The sequence below is a fragment of the Peptoniphilus duerdenii ATCC BAA-1640 genome, assembly GCF_000146345.1.
Taxonomy (GTDB): Bacteria; Bacillota; Clostridia; order Tissierellales; family Peptoniphilaceae; genus Peptoniphilus_B; species Peptoniphilus_B duerdenii.
Map to the genome: position 1 here is coordinate 1058620 of NZ_GL397071.1, position 19811 is coordinate 1078430.

Consider the following 19811-nt stretch of genomic DNA (forward strand, 5'->3'; position numbering starts at 1 on the left):
AATCATACGAACATAACCCCACCACGGTTATACCCGTTCGACTTCAATGACTCAGCTTTTAGCTTCGTCATTTCCGCTCAGGGTGACTGTTTTCCTTAAGGTTATCACTGTAGAGATCCTTCGACTCCGACGGTACCCGTCTCCGCTCACGATGACCAAGTGGGAGGTTTTATGCTCGATAGGTGTTATTTTATTTGCAAAGTTCATTCTGGCATTAGCTATGGAAGCAGATTGCTTCCGCTACATTTTTTTACCCATTGTAATTAAATCAAACAAAAATACAAAAAATAAAAGATCGACACTTATTTCTAAATGCCGATCTTTTATGAAAGTTTTCAAGCACATTGTGCTTTGCTTACACCCTATGTAATTGTGTAAACTACACTGTTAGGTATAAAATATGGATTGAAAGGGGTATCTTTTTCTAAACCTTTTGGTTTAGAATAAAATTAAAGACCATACAATTTGTATGGTCTTAATGGTGCGGGAAAGAGGACTTGAACCCCCACTCCAATGGAACTAGATCCTAAGTCTAGCGCGTCTGCCAATTCCGCCACTCCCGCGTGACTACTTATCTAGTATATTATGTTTTTCGATTCTTGTCAACACTTTTTTAAAATTTTTTTAAATGTTTTTTAAATTTTTTTCTGACAAGTATTTATCCAAAATATTATCTTTAAGTTCCTCTGTTTTCTAACTTCTAACTTCCATCTGATACTTACACTTTGGGCAGGTTACTTTGATTTTGCCTTTGCCTCTTGGTACTCGCATCTTTTGATGACAGTTGTCGCATTTTATATATTTGTATTCTTTTCTATTTTTAAATTGTGTTAGATTTCTTTTATAATTTCTTTTGATTTTATTTACGACGCTTACTATTTTGTCATTTTCAATTCTTCTTACGTATATATTTTTTGAAAATGCTCTTATCAGTGAATATATTAGAAATGTCACAGAAAACATATCGAATAGTCTTACATGGGTCGTATATGCTAGGATTTTAAATATTAACGCGTTTGTGATGAGAAATATATTTAGCTCATCGACGCCGTTTCTTCCTTGCATGATCTCTTTTAATTTTTTCATTTAATCACCATGAACATTATAACATGATTTTTAAAATTCAAAAAATCTTATTTTGTGATATACTTATTTCAGGAGGTAGTATGGATTATTCAAAGTATATTAGAAATTTAAAAGATTATCCAAAGGAAGGTATAATCTTCAGAGATATAACCACTCTTTTAAAGGATAAGGATGCGTTTAAAGGTGCGATAGATGAACTTGTGGCTCTTGCTCCTAAGAATGTGGACAAGGTAGTGGGCGTAGAGGCTCGTGGCTTCATCGTAGGTGCTCCTATGGCCTTTCATATGGGTGCAGGATTTGTGCCTGTTAGAAAGCCTGGTAAGCTCCCATATAAGAAGATCGAAGTTTCTTATGAATTGGAATATGGCACTGACAAGATTGAAATCCACGAGGACGCAATCAGTTCTGGCGAAAAGGTAATAATTGTTGACGACCTACTTGCAACCGGAGGTACTTCAAAGGCTACCATAGACTTAGTTGAAAGACTAGGTGGTAAGGTTGAAGCGTTGGTATTTTTAGTTGAACTTACTGACCTACCTGGCAGAGAAGTTCTAAAAGGTTATGATGTTAGAAGCCTCATCAAATATTAAATTTTTATAAAAAGACCCTTCTATTTGTAGAAAATAGAAGGGTTTTTCATTGGACATATAAAATTATATAATTTTAGCAAATTTATTACCAAAACTTTTAATTTTTGGTGGATATTATACAGTAACTTCTTGTTTTAGAACCATTTGCTTGTATTCGTTTGGCGTAATTCCTGTGTACTTCTTAAAAGTAGTGGAGAAGTGAGATTGGGAAGAGAATCCACAGTAACAAGAAATAAATTCAAAGTTTTTCTTGTTTTCGCTGATCAATTCCTTGGCATATCCGATTCTCTTTATATTTATATATTCGCAAAATCTGTAGCCTGTTTCTTGGGTGAAGAGGTGACAGAGATAATTCTTAGAAATATGTAGCTTTTTCGCCGTTTCAGAAAGGGTAATCTTGTCTCGGAAATTCTTGTTAATGTAGGAAATAGCTCCTTCTACCAACTCGTGATCAGACTCACTAATCCCAAGTAGAAGTGAATCTCTATATGTGGTGAGCATTGACTCGCCATAATTTGCTAGCTCCTCACGAGAAATGAAATTTGCGATAGCGATACTATTTCTATGAACCTTGTCTGATAAATCTTTTTTGTACTTGCAAAGAAAATATGTATACAAGAAGACATTTAAAACATTGAGATACTCCTTAAGTTCTTCTGCAGTTGCAATGGTACTGATCCTCTTTCTATAAAGTTTATGTGCCTTGCCGAAACTCTTGATATTGTTCGCCTTGGCAATCTCTAAATTATTATACATGTAATCATCCTTTCTATTTAAAATAAATATAGTAATATTTGAAAAATATTATCAATATAACTATATTATAATGAAAAAGTAGTTGATAGTCAATATCAAGGAAAGGAGAACATATGAAAGTTAAAATTATTTACTGGTCAGGAACCGGTAACACAGAAAAAATGGCAAACGCAATATTTGAAGGGGCAAAAGAGGTAAATGATGATACCACCCTAATCAATGTTTGCGACGCAAAAGTTGATGATGTAAAAGACGCAGACGTTCTTATCTTTGGATGTCCAGCAATGGGATCAGAGGAACTAGAAGAAGAGTACATGAGACCATACATGGACAGCGTAAACGAACTACTTAAAGGCAAAAAAGTTGCACTATTCGGATCTTACGAATGGGCAGAAGGCCAATGGATGGAATATTGGAAAGAAGAACTAGAAAATCTTGGAGTACAAGTATTCGAAACAGTAATCGCTTACGATAATCCATCAGAAGATGCACTTGCAGATTGCAGATCATTAGGAAAGGCAATTGCAAGATAAATTGACCGACTTTAAAATAAGCGGTAACATAACCATTGAGTTCTATAAAAAGATAAGAACATTACCTAATTTAGATTACCTGAATTCTCTCGTAAAGATGAGTATCGCTCCTACTTTGTACGAGAAAAAAGTAGGAACACTCATGACCATAAGAGAAGATGACAAATCTTCTCTGTCCACATGGAAAACATATAAAGACGAATTAGCGGCAGCACTGAAAGTTCAATACATCGAACTTAAAGATGAAAAGAATTATACAGTGATCCTCTTTTATGACAAAAGATATTTGGAAGCAACCCTAAAACAAGAAAGGGTAAAGAAATTTCTAAAATCTATCGGTTATGAAAATTCCCACCAGATTAACCATTACCTTCTTAAATTAAAAGATAGATTTAGAGAACAAGTACCAGATGAGGTAGGCATATTTTTGGGTTACCACTTCGAAGACGTAGTAGATTTCTACTTCAACAGTGGTAAAGCCTGCCTTGTTTGTGGCTATTGGAAATGCTTTAACAACAAAAATCGCGCGCTATACGACTTTAAAAGATACAATCTTGCAAAAGAAAATTACATGAAAAGTTTACTCTATCAATAAAACTGGGATATTCCCAGTTTTATTGTTTTTTGTGTGGAAGGTGGTCATCCAAACATAACCCCACCACTTTTATACCCGTTCGACTCCGGGTGTCGGTAAACCTCCACCCTTCGCTCAGGGTGACCGTCTTCATTAGTTTATTCTTAATAAGGAGTTTATAGGTGGTTGTCACCCTGAGAGGCAGTCGAGTTCTGCAAATCAGACTTCACAATGCTCGGCTTCTTTGGAACTCTTTGCACGAGACCTGCTACGAAATCGAAGATTTCGGCTAGGGCTTCGAATGGGTATAACCTCTGAAGACTTAGTATAGCCATATGAAATAATAATTATTATTCCACACACTTTACTCAAAAAATAAAAAAACCCTGCATACACAGGGAAATTAAAACTTATTCAAAATATCGTGATGACCGATATCTAATAGCAAAATCAATTCATCACCTTCGTAAAACCACAATATTCGAATATCCATATTGATAGAAGACTCCCAAATACCGTCAGTACCTTGAACTTTTTTGGTGCGTAGATGGGTGAGTCGGATTATTTACGAAAAACTCAAGCTTCTTTTTGGTCTGTTTCTTTTCAACATCAGACAAAGTTTTATAATGTTTTTTAAAAGCCTTAGAAAAAGTAATTTTGTAGGTCATTACTTGTCGAGTTCCTCAAAAAGAGCATCAATAGAATCGAAAACAGGTTGGTTACCATTCTTAATAGATTCCTTGATTTCGTCAACAGAAGCCTTTAGATTTTTTATGACATGTTCTGGATAAATGGCAACAGGCACGAGGATAATCCTACCATTATCTTCGATAACTTCGAATTGGTCGCCTTGATTTAGATCCATTGAGTTGACAATTTCTTTTGGGATAGTCACTTGAGACTTTGCTTTTAATTCGACTAACATAGAAACCTCCTTTTGTTAGAAAATCAAACTTTCTAACTAAATTATAAAATTTTTAATTGAAAATGTCAATATACATGGTCATCATGAGAGGTGGTCGTCTTCCTTTAGGATATCATTGTAGAGATCCTTCGACTCTGACGGTACCCGTATCCGCTAAGGATGACCATGTGGTAGGTGGGTTTTTGTAGCGGAAGCAATCTGCTTCCACAGCCGGGCAGTCGAGTTCTGCAAATCAGCCTTCACAATGCTCGGCTTCTTTGTAACTCTTTGCACGAGACCTGCTACGAAATCGAAGATTTCGGCTAGGGCTTCGAAGGATCTGACCTATATTTAACCCATCTATCCCCAAAAAATATTAACAACTACTATCCCAAATATAATCATCCAAATGTAACCTCACCATGGTTATACCCGTTCGACTGCGGGTGTCGGTAAACCTCCACCCTTCGCTCAGGGTGACCGTCTTCATTAGTTTATTTTTAATAAGGAGTTTATAGGTGGTTGTCACCCTGAGAGGCAGTCGAGTTCTGCAAATCAAGCTTCGCAGTGCTCGCTTTCTTTGGAACTCTTTGCACGAGACCTGCTACGAAATCGAAGATTTCGGCTAGGGCTTCGAATGGGTATAAGCTATATTTAACCAAGTCTATACAAATGAAATCATCCAATCATAACCCCATCCACAACCTCAAAAACTAAAAATTTTCACAATTCACTTTAAATAATTACCATTACATAGTATGATAAAAATAGATGTACTTAATTTAAAATAGCTAACAAATAGCTATCACAAATTTACTTTATTCTTAAAAATATAGATTAGAAAGGTGATACAATGTTTAAAATATTAGTAGTAGATGATGAAGAGAAGATAAGAGAAGTCATAAAGACTTATGCAGAGTTCGAGGGTCACACTGTCGTAGAAGCGGTGGATGGTATCGATGCTGTTGAGAAAGCTAGGGAACAAGACTTCGATGTCATTGTTATGGACATAATGATGCCTAGACTTGACGGTTTCTCTGCATACAAAGAAATCAAAAAGACGAAGAATATTCCAGTCCTTATGCTATCCGCAAGGGGAGAGGAATATGACAAATTATTCGGCTTTGAAATAGGTATTGACGACTACGTGGTTAAACCATTTTCTCCTAAGGAACTGATGGCTAGACTAAATGTAATCGTGACTAGAAATAAAAAGTTAAACGACAATAGAGTTATGGAGTTCGAAGGTCTAAAGATTGACCTAGATGGGAGAAGCGTATCCGTTGATGGGGAAAGGGTGGACCTAACTCCTAAGGAATACGAACTTCTCACATACCTTGCAAAGAATAAAAACATCGCCCTCTCAAGGGAACAACTTCTAAACCAAGTGTGGGGCTATGATTTCTACGGCGACGATAGAACCGTGGATACTCATATCAAGATGCTTAGAAACTCAATCAAACATTATAGAAAATTTATAGTAACAGTAAGAGGTGTTGGATATAAATTCGAAGAGGACGAAAACAATTAAAAAGACCTCCATGCTATTTAAACTTTGGAGGTACTTCATAGGCTTTGCAGCCATGATATTCATAATCCTTTGGCTGTTCCAAATAGTATTTCTAAACTATTTCTACGAATCCATGAAGATAAGCGAAATCACAAGGATCGGAAACACCATACAAAATGAATTCGACTCAGAGGATTTCGGCGAAGTCTTAACCACCTACGCATTAACAAAATCTCTTAAGATTACAGTCGTAGACGAATACGGTCATTACAGAATGACAAATGACACGGTGCTTGAGTACATGCCACCAATGTCCAAACTTAGATTCGACGCAGAATACGGAAGGCTCCAGGAAGAAGGATTAAAATATATAATTAAGACCAGCAAGATTCCAAAACTGGACAATTCCCTAATCGAGTTTAACGGATACCTTGGCAACATTGCAGGGGTTAAATACTATATAACCATCTCTTCAGTCCTAGAACCGGTGGACTCAGCCATAGATATACTAAAAGAACAACTTTTCATCGTTTCCATTATTTCGCTTGTAATAGCGATGATCATGTCATTCTTTATATCCAAGAGACTATCAGATCCTATAGTGCAAATGTCTAGGACGGCAATAGCGATAGGGAAGGGAAACTACGACATCATGTTTAAAAAAGGCGACTACGAAGAGATAGACGACCTGTCAGACACCTTAAACTACGCAACCGGCGAACTTAAAAAGACATTGCAACTTAGAAAAGACCTCTTGGCAAATGTGAGCCACGACCTAAAGACGCCACTTACGGTCATAAAATCCTACGGAGAAATGATCAGGGACATAAGCGGCGACAACAAGGAGAAGCGTAACGAACACATCGAAGTCATAATTGAAGAAGCAGACCACCTAACCAAATTGGTAAATGACCTACTGGACGTATCTAAACTGGAATCATCGGTTGCAAACTACGAAATCACAACCTTTGACCTTGGAGAAATGGTGGATAACCAAGTAATGAGATTTAAAAATTACAGAAGTGACTTTGACTTTGAAGTAATAAAAACCGGTGACTTAAAAGTAGAAGCAGACTACAAGAGGATAGAACAAGTAGTCTATAACCTCATCTCCAACGCCATCAACTACTCAGGAGAATCTAAAAAACTAATTCTTAAGACAGAAGAAACAGAAAAAGGCGTGAGATTCGACTGTATCGACTTCGGAATAGGAATAAAAGAAGAAGACATAAAAGGCATCTGGGACAGGTTCTACAGAGGAAGCGGCAATAGAACAAGATCCAAAGTAGGCACAGGCTTAGGACTATTCATAGTAAAATCCATCCTAGAAGGACACGGATTTGAATACGGAGTAACATCAAAAGTAAACGAAGGAAGTAACTTCTACTTCGTAGCGAAAAAGATGGAGAAAGAAAAGTAAAAAAGTAAAAAGTAAAAGAGAGAGCAGAAGCTTTCTCTTTTTTTATGTGGTAAGACAAATACTACAATAACAGTCATAAAATTTAGACCTCACCAGGCTTATACCCATTCGACTACGACGGTTCCGCATTGCTCCACCGTCTCCGCTCAGGGTGACTGTCTTCATTTGGGATTATATAGATAACAACCTCGCAACTACAGTTACCCTGAGCGAACGAGGTGAGTCGAACGGGTATAACCCTGGTGGGGTTATGTATGGATGATTATTTAATTTTGTAGCGGAAGCATTTTGCTTCCATAGCCGAGAGGCTCTGCACAGAAAAACCTAAAGGAAGACAGTCACACTGAGCGAACGAAGTGAGTCGAACGGGTATAACCCTGGTGGGGTTAAGCATTGATGACGGTATTTATGAGCATTAATAATCTCTACAAAAAATAAAAAAACCGTACTTAATGTACGGTTTCTAATATGTAGCCATGCACCTCTTATTGAAAGGCTAATCAATACGGTACCCATGGAGCCAGCTCCACCCAGGCACCCTCACGGCACACAGAATATCTTACTTAGTGCTGCTTCCGTCAAGACCTGACACGGTTCATAAGCTCCTGTTGCGTGAGACCCAAGTTTCAACACCGCTTTCATGGGGCAGTCTACCGATTAAACAATCCTCCAAGAGGAATTCAATCCTGCTGTAGCGAATTGCAGGTTACAGGACATCGCTAATTTCCCATCTAGCATGGCATGGCGCAGGGAGAGGGATTTGAACCCTCGATACAATTTCTCGTATACACGCTTTCCAGGCGTGCACCTTCAGCCACTCGGTCATCCCTGCATGCTTACAGACTTATATTATACTTGAATATTTAAAAAAAAGCAAGGTTTTACCCTTGCTCTTAATCCTTTATTTAAGTTTTTTTAGTCCAACTCTTTCTCTTTTTATGTCGATGGAGATGACTTCTACGTTTACTATATCTCCGACACTTACTATGTCTTTTGGATGCTTTACGAATCCTTTTGACAGGTTGGAGATATGGATCAGTCCTTCTGAATGAAGTCCTATGTCCACGAAACAGCCGAAGTCCACCACGTTTCTTACTGTGCCTTTTAGTACGTCTCCGATTTTTAGGTCTTCGATGGTTAGTATGTCGGATTTTAAGAATACTTCATCTAGGTCTTCTCTCGGGTCTCTGCCTGGTTTTTTAAGTTCTTCTAAGATATCTCTTAGGGTGAATAGTCCAACTCCTAGTTCGTTTGCGAGTTCTTCTGTGGCTTCTTCTGTACCTTTTAGTTTCTTTGCTATTTCGTAGGATTCTGGATGGACTGCTGTGGAGTCGAGGATTTCTTCTCCGTCTAGGATTCTTAGAAATCCTGCTGATTGTTCAAATGCTTTTGGTCCTAGTCCTTTTATATTTTTTAAATCTTTTCTGCTGTTGAATCTGCCTACTTCGTTTCTATATTTTACGATATTTGTTGCTACTGTGTTGTTGATTCCGCTGACATATTTAAGTAGTGGTACGGATGCTGTGTTTAGGTTAACTCCTACTGTGTTTACGCAGGTTTCTACCACGTCGTGAAGTTTCATGTCTAGGTTCTTTTCGTTTAGATCGTGTTGGTACTGTCCAACTCCTATGTGTTTTGGCTCGATCTTAACTAGTTCTGCCAGTGGATCTTGGAGTCTTCGTCCGATGGAGATTGCGCCTCTTACGGTTACATCTAGGTCAGGGAATTCTTCTGTGGCTTCTTCTGATGCGGAGTAGATGGATGCGCCTGCTTCACTTACGATGGTCCAGGACACGTTTAGTTCATTTTCTCTTACGAAGTCTGCTACGAATGATTCTACTTCCCTCGATGCGGTTCCGTTTCCTATGGCGATGACGTCGATATCATTTCTCTTTATAAGTCCCATTAGTTTCTTTTCAACTTGGGTCTTGTCGCCTTTTGCCCCTGCTATGAAGAGTACGTCGTGTTCTTTGAAGTTTCCTAGTTTATCTACTGCTGACGCTTTGGTTCCGGTTCTGATTCCAGGGTCTAGTGCCAACACGTTTTTATCTTTAAGCGGTCTTATCATAAGTAGGTTGTGTAGGTTTTCGCCGAAGAGTTCTATGGATGCTGTCTCTGCGAGTTGGGTTAAGTCGCTTCTGATTTCTCTTTCTATGGATGGCATAATCAGTCTTTTTAGTGAGTCTTCGATGATTTCTGTCTTTAGTTCTTCCAATGTATGGGAGTTGATGTAGGTGGATTTGATATTTGAAATGATGATATCCATTGGGCTTACCATTTCAACTTTTAGTACATCGTCTTTTTCACCACGATTGATTGCGAGGGTGTTGTGGAATTTTAAATCCTTTATCTTTTCTTCGAAGTCATAGTACATTTCATAGACATGATTTTCTTCTTTTTTTGTGGTCTTTAGGCTCGAGAATCTCCACACGATCTTCTTGATCATCTCTCTAATCTTACTAGAGTCGGAGATATTTTCTGCTTCGATGTCCTTTGCTCCTTGGAGGATTTCTTCCACTTCTAGTTCGTCTTCTGGATGTTCTATTTTAAAATTCTTTATAGCTTCTAGTATATCTTCTAAATTTTTTTCTTCTGCAATCATGTTTGCAAAGACTTCGTAGCCTCTTTCTCTTGCGATGCTTCCTCTGGTGTTTCTCTTAGGCTTGTAAGGTCTGTAGATGTCTTCTAGGGCAGATAGCACGTCTGCTGCGTCTATCTCAGCTACAAGCTCCTCTGTAAGTTTGCCTTGGCCGTCTATAAGGGATTTAATCTCTTCTTTTCTCGCTTCCAAATTTCTAAGATATGTAAGTCTCTTTAGAAGATTTCTAAGCTCTTCGTCGGTTAGTCCGCCGGTTACTTCTTTTCTATATCTGGAAATAAATGGAACTGAATCTCCGCCATCTAAAAGTTCGATGGTGGGGATAAGTCTCTTTTCATCTATATTAAGTTCCTTTGATAATTTCGTTATAATACTCATTCTTCACCTCTTTTTATATTTTAACATATGTGAAAGATATATCAAAACAATTTAAGTTACCTGTTGTAAAAACCAAATTTTAGGATAATTGCCATATTATTTTAATATTTAGTTTAATTCTATACTTTTATGTGGTAAAATATTTAGATATTAATGACAACGGGGGAGTTAGTATGAATAAAAATAGAAATAAAAATATAATTATCAGTGGATTTGCATTATTCTCAATGTTTTTCGGAGCGGGGAACCTGCTTTTTGCACCTGCCCTCGGAGAGGCAATGGGTAAGGCATTTATCCCTTCAATGATTGGATTTATAACCGCTGGGGTTGGTCTGGTTATGATGGGAGCCATCGCTTCTATGAAGGCTGGAGGCAGCATCCTCGAAGCATCAAGCATAGTAAATCCAACCTTTGGACAGATATTCTCCACCGTTACAGTCCTCGCTATCGGACCTGGACTTGCGATTCCTAGGACGGCGGCGACCACCTACGAAGTAATCTCCAAAGGACTTATGCCAAATCTATCTCCAGTACTTTCAAGTACAATATTTTTTATCCTTGTGCTTTTGTTTGTTTACAGACCTTCAAAAGTAGTTAGCAACTTGGGAAGATTCTTGACACCTATGCTACTTATCGTGCTTGGAATTATCATTGTAAAAGGATTTGTGCATCCTATCGGAACTCCAGCAGAAAAGGGAATAGTAGGTGCATTTGGAATTGGATTTGAAGAGGGATACCAAACCATGGACGCTCTCGCAGCGCTAATCTTTGCGAGAATAATCTACGACGACTTCGTAACGAAAGGCTACAGCGATAAAAAGGAAATCCTAGGCATGACCATCAAATCTGCAATAATAGCAGGAGTGGGTCTATCAGTTATCTACATCGGTCTTGTGTTCATAGGAGCATCTGCCAGTGGAGAAGGTATTTCAGATCTAGGAAGAACAGAAATGCTTATCCATTTAACGGGAAGACTTCTAGGAAAATTTGGGAATATCGCCCTGTCACTTTCTATGGCTCTTGCATGTCTAACCACTGCAATCGGACTTACAGCCTATGTAGGAGAATATTTCAGCTCACTATTTAAAAACAAAATATCCTACAATGTGATCATACTTATATCATCAGTATTTGCAGCTATCACATCTGTAAGGGGAGTAGACAATATAGTTGCAATCTCAGCACCGATACTTGTTGCTCTATATCCAACTGCCATAGTTATCATATTTTTAAACACATTTATCGAACACCTAGGTAAGAGGGGAATAGTAATCGGATCTATAGTAGGATCACTGATTCCTGCAGTAAACACGATTTTAAATTCAATATTTGGAAATATAGATATATTTAAACCATTGGAAGATATCCTACCAAAATCACTTGTGGTATTTTCTTGGGTAGTGCCAGTTGTGGTGTTGGCGATAATATTTAATATAATTTACAAAGGAAAAAAACAAACCGCATAAAAAAAGGTGGTGTTGCAGAAAGATAATTATTCTGCCACACTACCTTTTTTATTTTTAAAAAATTTTGGTTGTATAAATTTATTTTTTATATCTTATTTGTTGCATAAAAAAATAGGACCTAAGTCCTATTTTTAAGTAAATATTAAGCTTCTGGTTGAGCTGCTCCTGTAGGGCATACTGATGAGCAAGCGCCACAATCGATACATTGATCTTGATCGATTTCGTAGATTGCACCTTCAGAAATACAGTTTACAGGACATTCTGGTTGACATGCGCCACAAGCGATGCATGCATCTGTAATAATATGAGCCATTATAGCACCTCCATAAAATTTTATACCTTTTACTGTCTTTAGTATAACACTAGGAAATAGTTTTATCAACTGCTATTTTCAAAATTAATAAACCTAGTAAATCGCTAGGATATTGAAATATAGCCATTTATAGCGAAAATATTCCGCTTGTGTGATTATAATCAAATTCTAAATGATAATGAGATTATCTAAAATTTAACTAAGATTCATTTTAAAAAAATAATTTTTTCTATGATAAAATAGAGTTATGGATAAAAAAGATTATGTACCGGGAACGGATATAGAAATATTTCAAAGGGACGATAGATTTAAATATACGACGGATTCCCTAATCCTAAGTTCATTTGCAAATGTAAAGGGAAAGGTATTGGACGCAGGATGTGGCAATGGAATCCTAAGCCTTCGCGTATTAAATAGGGCGAGGGAAGTGGTCTCTGTGGATATGGAAGAGATCTACACCGACAATTTAAATAGAACCATCGAGCTAAATAATTTAAAAAATATAAAGGTAGTTAATTCCAAGATAGAAAATTTGAAAGGATACTCTGGATACTTCGACACTATCATCACCAATCCGCCTTACTTCACAGATAGAACTGCCATAGAAGTTTCAGAAGGCAGGGAGCGTCACACAGAGGACATATACATATTTATAAAGGCGCTCTCAAAATATTTAAAGTACGGTGGAAGGATGTACATGGTATTTCCAAGCCTTCGTCTTCAAGAGATAGCGGTCTATCTAAAAGAATTAAATCTCTATATAAAGAGAATTAAATTTATAAAGAAGGACATCTCATCTAAGTCAAATATAATGCTACTAGATATTAGGCTCGGCGGCGGATATAATTTGGAAGTGCTACCTGACTTCTATATGTACGAAGGCGGCGAAATGACTGAAGAATTTAAAGCCGTTTACAGAAATGAGGTTATGAAATGATTTACTTTTGCCCAACTCCAATTGGAAATTTGGAAGATATAACCCTTAGGACATTGAATGTTCTAAAGTCAGTGGATATTATCTGCTGCGAGGATACGAGAAATTCCATAAAACTTTTGAATAATTTCGACATCAAGAAAAGACTTATCGCCTACCACAAGTTCAACGAAAGACAGAAGGTGGACGAACTTATAGAACTTTCAGAGAAGAATGATATAGCAATCATCTCTGACGCAGGGATGCCAGGCATCTCAGACCCAGGATTTATCCTTATGAAAGAATTAATAGACAGGGACATAAAATTCGAAGTTCTACCGGGAAGCACAGCGTCCATACTTGCACTGCTATATTCAGGATTTTCTACGGACCATTTCTTTTTCTACGGATTTTTAGATTCCAAAAGGTCCAAGAGATTAAAAGAATTGGAAGATTTAAAAGAACTCAAGTTTCCAATTATATTTTACGAAGCACCCCACAGAATTTTGGAAACCTTGGAGGATATGAGAGAAGTCTTTGGAAGTAGAGAGATTTCCATTTCTAGGGAACTTACCAAGATGTTTGAAGAGCATATAAGGGGAAGTATCGATGAAATTTTAGAGATGGACTTAACCCTTAAAGGTGAGTTTGTAATTGTTGTGGATGGTTACGAAGCTGAAGAGGTAGAAGTAAATATAAAGGCTGAACTTGAAAAGAAAGTAGCTACTGGAATGAAGATGAGTCAGGCGATTAAGGAAGTGGCAAAGGAGTTTGGTTTAAAGAAAAACGATGTGTACAAGGTGAGTTTAGAAGATGAATAAGGGAGTAGAATTAGAATCTCTAAGAAACGAGATTAAAAGCGTCGGAATAATCTTGGAAGACAGGTATCGAAAAGTATTTTCACAGGATAGGGATGAATTTAGAAAAAAACTCGTGGAGCGCACTGGAGAAATTGTCGAACTTCCAAAGCTAGATGAAAAGAAAATAGTAAAATTTAAAAATTTAGTTGGAATAGATGGATCTTATAATAAGTCCGGAGGAAATTTTCCACATTATATAGAACTTTACAGGGCATTGGGACTTCGTTTTGACAAGGAATCTGTGGTAGTAAACGAAATATTTACACCACTACTACAAAATACCTTGGAAGAAGAAAATAATATGAAGAAGAGGCTCGCAGAGATTGAGCTTAACTGTGCAATTGAGTCCATAATGAAGCTAAATCCAAAATATATTATGATGGACGGCGGACTAATTAGGTACAACTTAGATGCGAAGGATAAGTTCGAAGAACTTTTGGAAATAGTGGACGAGAAGGACATAGTTCTATTTGGAGTGGTCAAGGACGTAAAGACCGACTACATCAGAAGATCCTTCGACTGGGATGAGTTTTATTATGACAGAGAGCTTATGTTTGGAATTCTAAAAAAGGGCGAGGCACTACTTATAAATAATAGTGTAAATAAAAAGTTTAGCTACAGTTTAAGCTCAGCATTTTTGCGAAGCTCCACCTATCCCGGAGTAATTGGAATAGATGTGTACAATAGAAATAAAACGGAACTCACAGGCATTGCATCCTTGGTCTACACATTGACGCCGGAAAATTCCAGGGGAGTGCCATACTTTTTAGATATAGTCGATAGCGAAGTTAAGATAACCAATATTATGATGGAATCTCTTTTAAAAGATAACTTGGACAGAGGTTACTACGAAAGATTTTTCGTAAGTGAAAGAGATAAAAGGAGTATGAAATGATAAAAGTAGTTGGAATAACCACTAACAATACATTTTATGTAGGAAGCAAGGAGAGAAACTTCAGGATGAATGAGTTTCTTGCCATAGACGACGAGGCACAGGGCAGGCTTCTCGGAGAAGTGGTGGAGGCACAGACCTACAATAGATTTATACCGCTTGATATAGGCGGAGATTTTGTTGATAGCTCGGTTCTAATAAGCCTTAAGAGTTTGGGATACGACCTATCAGAAGATACGATCTATATCGCAAAGGTCAGACTCTTAAAGGAAGCGAAGTATCCAGTGCTAACAGGCTCTGATGTAAATATCCCGTCCTTCGAAGAACTAAAGCCGATCATTGCGAAAACTTCGCGAGAAAAGGGACTTACCATTGGAATCATAAAGAACACAGAAGTTTTATATGATGAAATGGACGATGAACTAAAAGGAGTTTTGGAGACCTTCGAAGAAGAAAAGACAGAACCACAAAAAGACGTTCCATTTATTTTAAATATAAATTCCATGCACGAATATCCTCACATAGGAATATTCGGCGGCTCCGGATCAGGTAAGAGCTTCGGACTTAGGGTGCTTCTAGAAGAACTTATGAAGAAAAAAATCCCTACCATAGTACTAGATCCCCACTATGAAATGGAATTTGGTGACAGTTCAAATTACGATTTCAAAGATAAGTACAATAAATTTATGGTGGGAAGAGATATTGGTGTTCAGTTTAGCGAAATAAACGGAATGGAGCTTAAGATAATGCTCTCAGCCGTGTCAGATTTAACAGAATCCATGGAGGCGACTGTTGATATCATCCATAGAAAAGGCGGCACTGCGGAAGGCTTAGAGGCTCTCATAGACAATTTAATTGAAGCTATCGACCTTGGAAGGGATAGTATACAAAAAGAAATCGAAATGGCAAGCGGAGAAGAATTGTCCCACTATGTGCATTTAGAAGATTTACTAAATAAGTACGAGAGAAAAGTAAATATAATGTCCCTTAGAGGAATCGGTTGGAGATTAAAACAACTTATAAACCAAGGCATCTTCAATAGAAATATAGATCTTCTATTAAACTCATTAATGGAAGGAAAACTTGTAGTGGTGCAAGGCTCCACAAAACTTATAAATACATTTAGTACCTATCTTTTAAATAAGACATATAGATTAAGACGTGATTATAAGGATTCCCTTTCAGTGGGTGGAAATGCAGATTATTTCGTACCATTTATAATAGTTACCGATGAAGCTCACAACTTCGCACCGAAGGCAATCCCATCACCAACTAAATCAGTGCTTCGAGAAATCTCTCAAGAGGGAAGAAAGTACGGAGTTTTTCTTGTGCTTGCAACTCAAAGACCGACCTTGCTGGATGAAACTATAACCGCACAGCTGAACACAAAATTTATATTTAGAACCGTCAGGGCACAGGATATCGACACTATTCGTTCTGAAACGGATTTAAGCCCAGAAGAATCTAAAAGACTTCCATATTTAACCACAGGAGATGTATTCGTATCATCAGCAGAACTTGGAAGGACTCAGTATGTGAGAATTAGAAAGGCAGACACAACAAGCCCACACAAAGAAAATCCATTCGACGAGCTAAAGACTATGAGAAACAAACTCAGGGAAGATGAATTTAAAATAGTGGAGGACTATCTTCCAATAGAAGAGACGAACCTTATGATGACAGCGAAAAATATATCTGCATCTAAAGGCTATGATGTATCGGTAGAAGACTTAAAAGGGATTCTAGAAAGGCTAGAAGAATCAGGACTTGTAGTAAGAGAAAAAGGCTTTCTAGGGGATAAGTATTTAAGAAAAGAAAATTAAATTTTCTTGGATAGAATAAAATATAAAGACGATATATTAAATCCTACGACAGAAGGAAAAAATAAAATAAAAGATAATAAAAGATAATAAAAGATATAAAATCGAAATAGAAATACAAATTTATAGGACAAAATATAAAAGGCGAGGGCAACCTCGTTTTTTTAATTGTAATTTGTAACCACACCGGTTAGACCTGAGTTCCGTATATCTTTAGCGATGAAAAAGAAATAAAAAGAATTCAATTTAAAAAATGGTTTGTAAACACAAAAAAATAAATAATAAAAAAATAAAGATCTTACTTGGATTTCATTTCACAATTTAAAATAAAATAGGCATAAAAAAAACCTCTCATTTGAGAGGTTTTTTTAAGCGCCAATTTATTATTGAGCTACTGCTCTGTCTTTTGAAGTTACTTCTATACTGTATAGTCCGAAGTGTTCTCCTTCAACGTATGGTCTGTAGTCAAAGTGTTTAACTCTGTTGTTGATTACAATCCAGTCAGTTGAGAATCTTGTTGGAATGTATGGAACTTCTTCCATAGCGATCTTTTGGAATTCTTTGTATGCGTTTGTTCTGAATTCTTCATCTAAAGCTTCGTTAGATGCGATCTTCTTAAGAACATCTTGCATTGCTGGAGAAGTGTATCTTGGTAAGTTAAACTTAGCTCCTTCTCCGAAGAATCCTGATGGGTCTGGGTTAGATCCAGTGTTCCATCCAGCCATGAATGCATCGATTTCAGGATCGTCTTCGTCGATCTTGTCATAGAATACGTTGAAGTCCATTAGTCTGTCGCCGTAAAGTTTTACGTTAAGACCAATTTCTTTCCATTGTTGCATATAGTATTGAGATAGTGGTTCAGCTGTTTCTCCACCTGCCATGTGAGCGAAGTTGATTACTAGAGGTTTTCCATCTGGAGTTTCTCTGAATCCGTCTCCGTCAGTATCTTTGTATCCTGCGTCATCAAGAAGTTTCTTAGCAAGATCCATGTCAAAGTAGCATCCCTTTACAGATGGGTCATAGATTTGTCCAAATGCTGGTGGGATTGGAGAGTTTGCGAAGTAAGATAATCCGTTGAAGAATTTTTGTCCGATTGAATCGTTATCAATAGCGTGTCCCATTGCTTTTCTAAGAGCTGGGTCAGCCATCTTGCAGTTTGGATCAAATACAACTTTCTTTTGAGCTTCGTCCCATTTACCAAGTTTGAATCCTAGGTAGTTCCAAGAAAGTCTTGGTACACCAACAGTTTTAACGTTAGATAGATCTTTAACGTCTCCGTAGATGTCGTTACCAGGTCCTAGGTAAATATCGAATTCTCCAGCTTTCATAGAAGCTACAGCTTGAGCTGATGGAAGAACTCTGATTTCAAGGTTTTTGATTTTTGGAGCTCCCCAGATGTAGTGTTCGTTAGCTTTGAAAGTAACAGATTCACCAGGAACTATATTAGTTACATAGTAAGGTCCGTATGAAAGAGGGTTCTTTCTAAGAGCGTCACAACCAGCAACGTCTTTCATTGCGATACCTTCGTATTGTTTTGCGTTTACATATTCAAATTGAAGTCCGCCACCCCAAAGGATTGAAGGGTAGAATTCTTTAAAGTGAACGATAAGTTTAGAATCGTCAACTTTTTCAAGTCCTGAGATATGATCAGCTTTTCCTTCATTGTATTCTATTGCTCCAACTACGTTTTGAGTGTCTTCGTCAAATCTTACTGATTTAGAGTCTAAAATGTAGTCTTGGTTACATACAATTTCGTACATTTTGATGATATCATCAGTAGTTACTGTGTCACCATTGTTCCATTTGAACTTAGGGTTGATTTCTGCAGTAGCAGTTTTTGCTTTTGCATCAAATGTCCATCTTACTGGAACTTCATCTTTTGGATTTTGGTTCATTTCGAAGTTAGGTCCACCTGCTGATGCACCGTTCATTGTGTAACCTAAGATGTTAAAGTCAAGATCATCTTGAGCTAGTACTCCGTTTAGTACTCCCTTAAAAGTAGAGTCAGAAATAAGAGCTACTCTTAATGTGTCGTCAGCTGCATCAATTACGTCTCCGTCATTGTCGATAACAGCTTCCATATTTGGCTTTGATCCTTCTTGTTGTGCGTCTCCTGCATTGGCTTTGTTGCCGTTAGCTTTATTTGCTCCACCATTACCGCAAGCAGTAAGAATAATAGCAAATGCTAAAAGTAGTGAGACTTTTTTTAGGATATTTTTCATTACTTACCTCCTGTCATCCTAATCTTTGTCTTGCGTCAGATGCACGGCGCAGTGCTTGTCCGACATAATTTATACATAACATCAAAAACAATATTGTTAATGATGCAGGTACCCATACATATGGTTTATCTTGTATGATTTCTGGCTTACTTGCAAGTGCTATAAGTGTACCTAGTGAAGGAACGTTAGCTGGTAGTCCGAAACCTAAGAATGAAAGTGAGGTTTCAATACCGATGTTTCCTGCAAGGGCTAGAGTTGAGTCAACTATAAGGATTGATGAAATGTTTGGAAGTATTCCACCGTACATGATCTTAAGATCGGATGTTCCCATAGTCTTAGATGCATTTACATAGTCACGTCTACTTTCTGATAGGGCTTTAGATCTTACAAGTCTTGCAGTTCCTATCCAATAGAAAGCTGACATTATTAAAACTAAGCTCATAGCTGAGAAGTTTTTAATCATTGTTACAAGTACAATAATTATCATAAGAACTGGTAGAAGTGATATAAAGTCTACAATTCTCATCACTACAGAGTCAAATTTGCCTCCATAATATCCAACCATAAGACCTACGAAAAGTCCTACAAAAGTTGTTATAACTGTTACACCGAATCCGATAAGAACTGAGTTACGAGCACCTACTATTGTAAGAGCCATTACACTACGTCCACCGGAGTCTTTTCCAAACCAAGTCCAGAAGCTTTCGCTAGATGGTCTTGCGTATTTTTCGAATATATCTACTTTTACGACTAAATCTTCTGAAATGAAGAATGATGTGATAATTATAAAAGATAAGAATGCTACGATTAGCCAAAATGCAACTGTTGCAACTTTATCTTTTTCAAACTCTCTAAGGATAACTTTGAAACCCATTGGGTTTTCCATTTTTCCTTCTTCGAGTTTCTTCATATCTATTGCTTTTGATTCTTTTGCTTCATTAGGAGCTATCTCTTTTTTGTTTTTATCCATGATGG

At 37.3% G+C, this 19811-nt stretch carries 17 protein-coding genes, 2 tRNA genes and 1 other RNA gene; 10 read left to right on the forward strand and 10 right to left on the reverse strand.

From position 1 onward, the window contains the following. Positions 1–479 precede the first annotated feature (479 nt). Both HMPREF9225_RS04645 and HMPREF9225_RS04650 read right to left on the reverse strand, forming a co-directional pair. Positions 480–563 (reverse strand) — tRNA-Leu (locus tag HMPREF9225_RS04645). 130 nt (positions 564–693) lie between these two features. Further along, the gene (locus HMPREF9225_RS04650) at positions 694–1086 is read right to left on the reverse strand and encodes a Zn-finger containing protein (RefSeq protein ID WP_008901791.1); all 393 of its coding nucleotides are present in this window, start codon (positions 1084–1086) and stop codon (positions 694–696) included. An 80-nt stretch (positions 1087–1166) separates the two neighbouring features. Between HMPREF9225_RS04650 and HMPREF9225_RS04655 the strand changes: the two genes are divergently transcribed. Next, complete coding sequence (locus HMPREF9225_RS04655) at positions 1167–1676, forward strand: adenine phosphoribosyltransferase (RefSeq protein WP_040551321.1); 510 nt, start codon at positions 1167–1169, stop codon at positions 1674–1676. Positions 1677–1790: 114 nt separating this feature from the next. Here HMPREF9225_RS04655 and HMPREF9225_RS04660 read toward each other — a convergent pair whose 3' ends face one another. After that, positions 1791–2432, reverse strand: a complete 642-nt coding sequence (locus tag HMPREF9225_RS04660; RefSeq protein ID WP_008901793.1) for a helix-turn-helix domain-containing protein — start codon at positions 2430–2432, stop codon at positions 1791–1793. A 113-nt stretch (positions 2433–2545) separates the two neighbouring features. On the opposite strand from HMPREF9225_RS04660, the gene HMPREF9225_RS04665 reads away from it, so the two are divergent. Together HMPREF9225_RS04665 and HMPREF9225_RS04670 are read left to right on the forward strand one after the other, a co-directional pair. Then, positions 2546–2965 (forward strand): flavodoxin, encoded by a 420-nt coding sequence (locus HMPREF9225_RS04665; protein ID WP_008901794.1) that lies wholly within the window; start codon positions 2546–2548, stop codon positions 2963–2965. Next, the gene (locus HMPREF9225_RS04670; protein ID WP_008901795.1) at positions 2955–3560 is read left to right on the forward strand and encodes a DUF3793 family protein; all 606 of its coding nucleotides are present in this window, start codon (positions 2955–2957) and stop codon (positions 3558–3560) included. The genes HMPREF9225_RS04665 and HMPREF9225_RS04670 overlap by 11 nt, the downstream gene beginning before the upstream one ends. A 646-nt stretch (positions 3561–4206) precedes the next feature. On the opposite strand, the gene HMPREF9225_RS04675 is transcribed toward HMPREF9225_RS04670, so the two are convergent. Next, positions 4207–4464, reverse strand: a complete 258-nt coding sequence (locus HMPREF9225_RS04675; RefSeq protein WP_008901797.1) for an AbrB/MazE/SpoVT family DNA-binding domain-containing protein — start codon at positions 4462–4464, stop codon at positions 4207–4209. An 832-nt stretch (positions 4465–5296) separates the two neighbouring features. Between HMPREF9225_RS04675 and HMPREF9225_RS04680 the strand changes: the two genes are divergently transcribed. Both HMPREF9225_RS04680 and HMPREF9225_RS04685 read left to right on the forward strand, forming a co-directional pair. Continuing rightward, positions 5297–5974 (forward strand): response regulator transcription factor, encoded by a 678-nt coding sequence (locus HMPREF9225_RS04680; protein WP_008901798.1) that lies wholly within the window; start codon positions 5297–5299, stop codon positions 5972–5974. Then, on the forward strand, positions 5937–7373 hold the full coding sequence (locus tag HMPREF9225_RS04685) for a sensor histidine kinase (protein ID WP_040551322.1): 1437 nt from the start codon (positions 5937–5939) through the stop codon (positions 7371–7373). The genes HMPREF9225_RS04680 and HMPREF9225_RS04685 overlap by 38 nt, the downstream gene beginning before the upstream one ends. A 474-nt stretch (positions 7374–7847) precedes the next feature. On the opposite strand, the gene ffs is transcribed toward HMPREF9225_RS04685, so the two are convergent. The 3 genes from ffs to HMPREF9225_RS04695 form a co-directional block, all read right to left on the reverse strand. Next, positions 7848–8113: signal recognition particle sRNA large type (gene ffs, locus HMPREF9225_RS10050), an RNA gene on the reverse strand. A gap of 2 nt (positions 8114–8115) precedes the next feature. Next, positions 8116–8205: transfer RNA gene (locus tag HMPREF9225_RS04690), tRNA-Ser, on the reverse strand. A gap of 69 nt (positions 8206–8274) precedes the next feature. Then, complete coding sequence (locus HMPREF9225_RS04695) at positions 8275–10350, reverse strand: helix-hairpin-helix domain-containing protein (RefSeq protein WP_008901800.1); 2076 nt, start codon at positions 10348–10350, stop codon at positions 8275–8277. Positions 10351–10523: 173 nt separating this feature from the next. Between HMPREF9225_RS04695 and brnQ the strand changes: the two genes are divergently transcribed. Further along, on the forward strand, positions 10524–11816 hold the full coding sequence (gene brnQ, locus HMPREF9225_RS04700; RefSeq protein WP_040551323.1) for a branched-chain amino acid transport system II carrier protein: 1293 nt from the start codon (positions 10524–10526) through the stop codon (positions 11814–11816). Between the two features lie 142 nt (positions 11817–11958). Here the strand turns inward: brnQ and HMPREF9225_RS04705 are convergent, their stop codons facing one another. Then, on the reverse strand, positions 11959–12129 hold the full coding sequence (locus HMPREF9225_RS04705) for a DUF362 domain-containing protein (protein ID WP_023059108.1): 171 nt from the start codon (positions 12127–12129) through the stop codon (positions 11959–11961). 247 nt (positions 12130–12376) lie between these two features. Between HMPREF9225_RS04705 and HMPREF9225_RS04710 the strand changes: the two genes are divergently transcribed. The 4 genes from HMPREF9225_RS04710 to HMPREF9225_RS04725 are packed head-to-tail and all read left to right on the forward strand — an operon-like array spanning position 12377 to position 16617. Further along, positions 12377–13066, forward strand: coding sequence for a tRNA1(Val) (adenine(37)-N6)-methyltransferase (locus HMPREF9225_RS04710; protein ID WP_008901803.1), 690 nt, complete (start codon positions 12377–12379; stop codon positions 13064–13066). Continuing rightward, entirely contained in the window at positions 13063–13863 is an 801-nt protein-coding gene (gene rsmI / locus HMPREF9225_RS04715; RefSeq protein WP_008901804.1) for a 16S rRNA (cytidine(1402)-2'-O)-methyltransferase, read from the forward strand. The genes HMPREF9225_RS04710 and rsmI overlap by 4 nt, the downstream gene beginning before the upstream one ends. Beyond that, complete coding sequence (locus tag HMPREF9225_RS04720) at positions 13856–14797, forward strand: DNA double-strand break repair nuclease NurA (protein ID WP_008901805.1); 942 nt, start codon at positions 13856–13858, stop codon at positions 14795–14797. Before rsmI ends, HMPREF9225_RS04720 begins: the two co-directional genes overlap by 8 nt. Next, the gene (locus tag HMPREF9225_RS04725; RefSeq protein ID WP_008901806.1) at positions 14794–16617 is read left to right on the forward strand and encodes an ATP-binding protein; all 1824 of its coding nucleotides are present in this window, start codon (positions 14794–14796) and stop codon (positions 16615–16617) included. The genes HMPREF9225_RS04720 and HMPREF9225_RS04725 overlap by 4 nt, the downstream gene beginning before the upstream one ends. A gap of 380 nt (positions 16618–16997) precedes the next feature. On the opposite strand, the gene HMPREF9225_RS04730 is transcribed toward HMPREF9225_RS04725, so the two are convergent. Then, a complete protein-coding gene (locus HMPREF9225_RS04730; protein WP_008901807.1) occupies positions 16998–18836 on the reverse strand; it encodes an oligopeptide ABC transporter substrate-binding protein in 1839 nt (612 codons plus the stop codon). Positions 18837–18849: 13 nt separating this feature from the next. Next, a complete protein-coding gene (locus tag HMPREF9225_RS04735; RefSeq protein ID WP_008901808.1) occupies positions 18850–19806 on the reverse strand; it encodes an ABC transporter permease in 957 nt (318 codons plus the stop codon). Between the last annotated feature and the right edge of the window lie 5 nt (positions 19807–19811).

Bases quoted from the DNA above. Each gene is read 5' to 3' on its own strand.
- HMPREF9225_RS04650 (WP_008901791.1), bottom strand. From the start codon at position 1,086: ATGAAAAAATTAAAAGAGATCATGCAAGGAAGAAACGGCGTCGATGAG.
- HMPREF9225_RS04655 (WP_040551321.1), top strand. From the start codon at position 1,167: ATGGATTATTCAAAGTATATTAGAAATTTAAAAGATTATCCAAAGGAA.
- HMPREF9225_RS04660 (WP_008901793.1), bottom strand. From the start codon at position 2,432: ATGTATAATAATTTAGAGATTGCCAAGGCGAACAATATCAAGAGTTTC.
- HMPREF9225_RS04665 (WP_008901794.1), top strand. From the start codon at position 2,546: ATGAAAGTTAAAATTATTTACTGGTCAGGAACCGGTAACACAGAAAAA.
- HMPREF9225_RS04675 (WP_008901797.1), bottom strand. From the start codon at position 4,464: ATGTTAGTCGAATTAAAAGCAAAGTCTCAAGTGACTATCCCAAAAGAA.
- HMPREF9225_RS04680 (WP_008901798.1), top strand. From the start codon at position 5,297: ATGTTTAAAATATTAGTAGTAGATGATGAAGAGAAGATAAGAGAAGTC.
- HMPREF9225_RS04695 (WP_008901800.1), bottom strand. From the start codon at position 10,350: ATGAGTATTATAACGAAATTATCAAAGGAACTTAATATAGATGAAAAG.
- brnQ (WP_040551323.1), top strand. From the start codon at position 10,524: ATGAATAAAAATAGAAATAAAAATATAATTATCAGTGGATTTGCATTA.
- HMPREF9225_RS04705 (WP_023059108.1), bottom strand. From the start codon at position 12,129: ATGGCTCATATTATTACAGATGCATGCATCGCTTGTGGCGCATGTCAA.
- HMPREF9225_RS04710 (WP_008901803.1), top strand. From the start codon at position 12,377: ATGGATAAAAAAGATTATGTACCGGGAACGGATATAGAAATATTTCAA.
- rsmI (WP_008901804.1), top strand. From the start codon at position 13,063: ATGATTTACTTTTGCCCAACTCCAATTGGAAATTTGGAAGATATAACC.
- HMPREF9225_RS04720 (WP_008901805.1), top strand. From the start codon at position 13,856: ATGAATAAGGGAGTAGAATTAGAATCTCTAAGAAACGAGATTAAAAGC.
- HMPREF9225_RS04725 (WP_008901806.1), top strand. From the start codon at position 14,794: ATGATAAAAGTAGTTGGAATAACCACTAACAATACATTTTATGTAGGA.
- HMPREF9225_RS04730 (WP_008901807.1), bottom strand. From the start codon at position 18,836: ATGAAAAATATCCTAAAAAAAGTCTCACTACTTTTAGCATTTGCTATT.
- HMPREF9225_RS04735 (WP_008901808.1), bottom strand. From the start codon at position 19,806: ATGGATAAAAACAAAAAAGAGATAGCTCCTAATGAAGCAAAAGAATCA.